The following is a 5,201-nucleotide window of genomic DNA, read 5'->3' on the forward strand; positions in this document are numbered from 1 at the left end:
GCGTTGGGGGAGAACACGATTCCGCGTACCAGCTACCAGCGGGCCATGCCGCCCGAGGACTACATCGCCGGCTACAAGACCTGGAATGGCAAGCCCAGCAACCAGTTCTGGCGGTTGGCGTGGCGGAACATGGTCGACTCGTCAACCGTCCGGTCGTTGCATTCGGCGATCATTCCGCCTGGGCCGACCCACGTGCATGTGGTGCACACCCTCGCCACCGACGAGCCCACCGATCTCGCGGTCGCGGCTGGGTTCTGGGCCTCGCTGCCGCTCGACTTCTTCGTGAAGGTCGCGGGGGCTTCGAAGGTGCAGGCGGAGTTCGCGGCTCGGTTCCCGCATGTGCGGGGGCATGGGTTGGAGGGGGAGTTGGTGCTTCGGGCGTTGCGGTTGAACTGTCTGACGCGGGCGTATGAGCCCCTGTGGTCGGAGTTGTTCGACCCGGCCTGGTGCGCGGACTCGTGGACGCATGATCGGGCGGACCGGCCCGCGTTGGGTGCGGTGGCTCGCGGCTGGGAGCTGGCGACTCCGCTGCGGACCGACTTCGACCGCCGCCAGGCGTTGGTGGAGATCGACGCCATCACCGCGATCATGCTCGGCATCACCGCCAACGAGCTGTGCACGATCTACCGCACCCAGTTCGGTGTGTTGCGCAAGTACGAGCGGGTCATGCGGTTCGACGTCAACGGCCGCCAGGTGCCGTCCGACATCGTCAAGGCCCACGACCGTGATCCAGCCAAGGCCGACCTTGGCAGGCACGTGCTGCCGTTCACGCCGGTGGACCGGGAGAAGGACATGACCCGCGCCCACGAGGTCTTCACCGAACGGCTCGGCCGCCGAACCGGCTAATCCTGGCCGTCCTCAACCAGGGGAGTGCGGACGGCGGCCAGTTCCGCCGCGGCGAGCAGGTCGGCGCGCAGCGGGTCGGGTAGGCCCGCTCGTTCGGCCAGCCAGGTGCTCCAGGTCGGCATCAGGCCGAGGGCCGCGCGGACGTCATCGGGGTAGTACAGGTCGGAGATGACGGCGGCGTGCGTGCGCAGCCGCTCCGGGGACGCCGCGTAGCGGGTCTCGGGTTCGGCGCCCTGCACCCACTCCGAGGCCAGGATGTCCAGGCCGTCGGGGTGCGGCGGTGCCCCGAACCGGGTGACGTGCCAGTCGGTGAACTCGGCGGCCATCGGGGCGTGGTCCCTGTCGGCCCGGTGCGTCGGCGAGTCAGTGGTGTCGAAGGTCGCGGTGAGGCGGCTCAGCCTGTCCGTCGCGCGCAGCCATTCACGCATCACCTCGCGCGACTCGTCGCCCATCAGGTCCCTGCTGAAGCCTATGAGGCACTGAAGACCATCGAATGACGTGACGGCCTCGGCTTTGGCGGAGTCGGCCGCCGCGCCGACGGCGGCCCGCCACGCCGCGACGGCCTGGTCGACGTCGTCGTACAGGCCGCCGCCGACGAGCTGCGCGACGAACGACGTGTCGACGTCGAACAGGTACGTGTGGGGGTCCTGGCCGCCCGGGTAGCGGTAGCTCGCGACGAAGCCGAACCGGGTTCCGTAGGCGTCGCGGAGCTTGACCACCTCCCCGGTCGCCTCGTAGTCGCCGGTGGCGGCGGCCCACGACGGCAGACCTTCGCAGGAAGTGGTGGGCAGGTCGCGGGCCGCGTCGGCGGCGGCGTCAGCCGACGTCATCGCGCGCAGGCCGTGGAACAGCAGGGCCGCGCTGGGTGTGTCTGCGCTCGCGCCCAGCGCCGCCGAGCCGAGTTCGGTGAACCACTGGCCGAAGCGCAGGTCCCTCCTGATCTCGTGGAGGGCCCAGTGCAGCTGTTCGCCGAGGAGTTCGGCGGTGCGGTTGTCGAGGTCACGCGGGCTCGTGGCGGCGGTCAGGGTGTCCGCGCGTGCCATGGCCGTGGCCGTGGCCTGGTCGAACCAGCGCGGACGCTTGGGCACTGGCGCCGAATATCGCCGCAGGACCGCCTTGGCGGACTTCTTCGACTTGGCGGACTTCTTTGGCTTGCGGCCACGGGACACGGGGGACACGGCTCGACCCTAGCGCCCCCCCGTCGCCGGCTATGCGTCGAGGCTGCCGGTCTTGGCCGCGCCCAGGAACGTCCGAAACGCGGACGACCCGATGACCAGCGCGTACCCGCCGCCGTTCTCCTTGGAGTCCCGCACCGCCCCACCCAACCCAATCCACGCCAACTCGACACACTGCGCGTCGTTGCCACCGCTTGTGAAACTGCTCTTGCGCCAGTGGGCGACGGCCAGTTCGCTCGATCGGGTCGGCATAGGGGCACTCCTTAGCTCAGTTCAGCGATCCTCGCCTTCAGTATCTCCGCAGAGTCATCGTCTGAGCTAGCAAGTTCCCACGCCTGGTTGAACGCGACCGTGAACGCGTCGGTGGCCTTGATGTAGTCCGGCCGGATCAGCGACGCCACGTAGGCGATCTTGCGGGCGGGTTTGATGTAGAGCAGCGTGAACGGGCAGCCCAGGCCCGGCACGACACCAGCCGACCACGGCACGATGCGAATCTGGACGTTCGGCAACTCGATGAGTTCCAGGAGCCGTTCGAGTTGGCGGGCGAGCACCTCCGGTCCGCCAACTTCGCGATACAACGCTTCGACGCCCAGGACGACCCGCACATCCGATCCACCTTCCCGAAGCACGGCGTCGCCGCGATGTTGCCGCGCCTCGGCCTGGGCGTAGGAATCGCTCGACGGGAGGACAGGTGACCGGGCGAGCATGCAGTGCGCGAACTCCGTGCTCTGCAGCAGGCCGGGAATCTCGTTGTAGACCATGCGAATCTCGGCGGCGACCCGCTCCAGGGCCACGTATCGGCGACTGCTGCTCGGCACACCCTTGGGCGACGATCGCCGCCGCGCCTTGATGGCCAGATCGCGAAGTTCGTCGGCGTCCCAGTGATCGAGTTTGTAGAACTCGATCATCGACTCGACATAGTTCCGGTCCGGGCCGATCGTGCCGCCCTCGACCTTGGACAACTTGCCGCCATAGCCGCCGAGTCGTTGCTCGGCCTCGGAGAACTCGATGCCGCGTTCCTCGCGGTACTGCCGGACGAGCTCGCCGAAGATGAGCCGCTGGATCACGGGCTCCTCATCGTTGTGTGCCATGAACGCAGTCTTTCTGGCAGCAAACCCCTCTGTCGTCACTCGATCAGGGAATTTCTGCGTGCGCTGGCCCTAATCACCCGATTGTGCACAGCGAAAGTTTGCAGTGCAGACCTACAGTCTTGGTGTTGGCCGGATGGGGTCCGGCCAATGTGGACAGAGCGGCCTCGTGCCCCCGCCTCCTGGGACGTCTTCCCCCGACACCGACGTTCCGCATGGGCCGCTCTGTCCACTTCCACGGGTGGGAGGGACATTCGATGAACGACCGCGCGTTCCACGATCTTCTCTGGTGCAAGTCCCGCTACGACAAGCGGGTGCACGCCTTCCCGCACGGTCAGGCGGGGGAGCACTGGGAGGCGGTCTGCACGCACTCCGTTCCCATGGCCAAGCTGGTGCGGACCGAGGACGGCGCCAAATGCCTGGCGTGCGTCCTGATCATCGGCGACCATCTGGCGCGCAAGCGGGGTGATTCCCGGTGGAGCTGACCGAAGAGCACCCGTCCGGCTGGATGCCCGGCGTGTTCCGCGAACTGCGCCACTGGGTCGCCCCCGACGCCTACCGCATGCCCCACGAGATCGGAGTCAGCCACTACGCCCTGTGCGGCTCCCCATGCCTGTCCTGCCCCGGCACCCGCCACGTCTGGTCACCATGGCCCCCCTGCGCCGACTGCGCAGTCCACCCCTCAAGCCCTTGCGACACAACCGAAATCCTCTGGGCCACCGCAATCCTCCAAGGCACCACAGCCCACATCGCCGAATCCCCCCTGACCCCCGCAGGCGGCACAGCCCTATGCGGCACCTACCTAATCGCCGACTCCCCACCCCCTGGCCCCCGCCCCCGAGCCGAACCCATCCGCCCCTGCACCCACTGCATCCCCCTCCACTTCCCCTAACCCGCGAGTCGCCCATTCAGAACAGTGAGTCGGACGTTCAGGCAAGCGAGTTCGACGTTCAGCACAAGCCCACACCACTCACCCGACCAGATCCCTTACGGCGCAAGCCCGCCCGGACTTGTTTCCGTACCCCGAAGGCGTCCCACCCTCACGCCCCCTTCTTCAAGTTCGCCAACACCGACTCCGCCAACTTCGTAGCCCCATCACATGAAGCCCGCCCCACGCTGTCGCTCGCGCGCTCGGATACGCGGATCAGAACGGTGTCGGAGATGGCGACCGCCATGTTGCAGCTTCCTCGGTCGCGCTGGTCGGCGGCGTCGTAGAAGATTCCTGGGTATCCGTCGACTGTTGTCGGCTCGAAGTAGGCGAACTGCTTCTTGCTGCGATACATGTCGGACAACCCGTTCTTGTTGCCGATGATGATCCCGGCGCTGTAACCCCGGTGCGGGTCTTCGCGGTTGTCGCTCCAGCCGCAGTACGGTCCAACGGTCTCGGCGATTCCTCCGGAGGTGGCGGGCTTACCGGGCTTGGTGACATTCAACGCTGCCAGTTGTTCAGCGGTGAGCAACGCACATGGTTGGGTGAGAAAGGCCGAAGCGTCGAGCGGTTTGGTGACCTTCGGGGCATCGCCTGCTGCCGACGACTTGGTCGGCTTCGTAATCGTGGTCGACGTCTCTGCCGGCGTGCCAGCGCTGGTTTGGGGGGTTCCGGGCGTTTCCGTCGAGCACCCGCTGGCCAGAGTGAGCGTGCTCAGCAGTAGGACGATGGGGATCGCGCGCATCAGATTCCGCCGTTCCGATTCAGGGTCGATGCGTTGCTCTCGTCGGTGGTGATCGTGTCCCCACGCGCTGCTTTGAGCTTGTTCACGTATGAGTTCGCGTATTCGTACATAGCTTGGTTGTGTTCGGCGCACTTGCCTAGTGACGTCCTGGTTGCTTCGGCTTGGGCTGTGCTCATCTCATCATCTGCGGGTGCCTGTGCCAGCGAGATGGCCGATTGAATCGCATGCAAGTCTTCGTCAATCTCGTCGCGGATGCTCTCCCATTGGGTGATGACCGCTTGGAGTTCGGTGGGGTCGGTCCAGTGGTAGCCGCCGCCCGCGCCGCCGCCGCCTGTTGTGGTGGCGTTGGCGTCGCCGAACAGGTCGCCGATCCAGGTGCGTGCCTTCTCGACGAAGATGTGTGTGTTGACCTGCTGTTC

Annotated in this window: 6 protein-coding genes and 1 pseudogene; 2 read left to right on the top strand and 5 right to left on the bottom strand. The window is 66.7% G+C overall.

All coding sequences use genetic code 11. The annotated features are described in order from the left end of the window. A pseudogene (locus ACRDSQ_RS32850) lies at window positions 1-846 on the top strand (Eco57I restriction-modification methylase domain-containing protein); the annotation flags it as partial. Here the strand turns inward: ACRDSQ_RS32850 and ACRDSQ_RS32855 are convergent. From ACRDSQ_RS32855 to ACRDSQ_RS32865, 3 genes are read right to left on the bottom strand one after another with little or no spacing between them, the layout of a single operon-like run. Then, window positions 843-2,024, bottom strand: a complete 1,182-nt coding sequence (locus tag ACRDSQ_RS32855; RefSeq protein ID WP_431426571.1) for a hypothetical protein — start codon at window positions 2,022-2,024, stop codon at window positions 843-845. The pseudogene ACRDSQ_RS32850 and the gene ACRDSQ_RS32855 overlap by 4 nt on opposite strands. 30 nt (window positions 2,025-2,054) lie before the next feature. Beyond that, on the bottom strand, window positions 2,055-2,273 hold the full coding sequence (locus ACRDSQ_RS32860; protein WP_431426573.1) for a DUF397 domain-containing protein: 219 nt from the start codon (window positions 2,271-2,273) through the stop codon (window positions 2,055-2,057). 11 nt (window positions 2,274-2,284) lie between these two features. After that, on the bottom strand, window positions 2,285-3,112 hold the full coding sequence (locus ACRDSQ_RS32865) for a Scr1 family TA system antitoxin-like transcriptional regulator (RefSeq protein ID WP_431426574.1): 828 nt from the start codon (window positions 3,110-3,112) through the stop codon (window positions 2,285-2,287). 254 nt (window positions 3,113-3,366) lie between these two features. Here ACRDSQ_RS32865 and ACRDSQ_RS32870 point away from each other — a divergent pair, with 254 nt between their 5' ends. Continuing rightward, the gene (locus tag ACRDSQ_RS32870) at window positions 3,367-3,594 is read left to right on the top strand and encodes a hypothetical protein (protein WP_431426576.1); all 228 of its coding nucleotides are present in this window, start codon (window positions 3,367-3,369) and stop codon (window positions 3,592-3,594) included. A 555-nt stretch (window positions 3,595-4,149) separates the two neighbouring features. On the opposite strand, the gene ACRDSQ_RS32875 is transcribed toward ACRDSQ_RS32870, so the two are convergent. Continuing rightward, complete coding sequence (locus ACRDSQ_RS32875; RefSeq protein ID WP_431426577.1) at window positions 4,150-4,782, bottom strand: DUF3558 domain-containing protein; 633 nt, start codon at window positions 4,780-4,782, stop codon at window positions 4,150-4,152. Next, a partial coding sequence (locus ACRDSQ_RS32880) for a PE domain-containing protein (protein ID WP_431426578.1) occupies window positions 4,782-5,201 on the bottom strand: 420 nt, incomplete at its 5' end. The genes ACRDSQ_RS32880 and ACRDSQ_RS32875, both read right to left, overlap by 1 nt.

Source organism: Actinokineospora sp. (assembly GCF_050699995.1).
Taxonomy (GTDB): domain Bacteria; phylum Actinomycetota; class Actinomycetes; order Mycobacteriales; family Pseudonocardiaceae; genus Actinokineospora.

Coding starts and splice junctions, on each gene's coding strand:
- ACRDSQ_RS32860 (WP_431426573.1), bottom strand. CDS start 2,273: ATGCCGACCCGATCGAGCGAACTGGCCGTCGCCCACTGGCGCAAGAGC.
- ACRDSQ_RS32865 (WP_431426574.1), bottom strand. CDS start 3,112: ATGGCACACAACGATGAGGAGCCCGTGATCCAGCGGCTCATCTTCGGC.
- ACRDSQ_RS32870 (WP_431426576.1), top strand. CDS start 3,367: ATGAACGACCGCGCGTTCCACGATCTTCTCTGGTGCAAGTCCCGCTAC.
- ACRDSQ_RS32875 (WP_431426577.1), bottom strand. CDS start 4,782: ATGCGCGCGATCCCCATCGTCCTACTGCTGAGCACGCTCACTCTGGCC.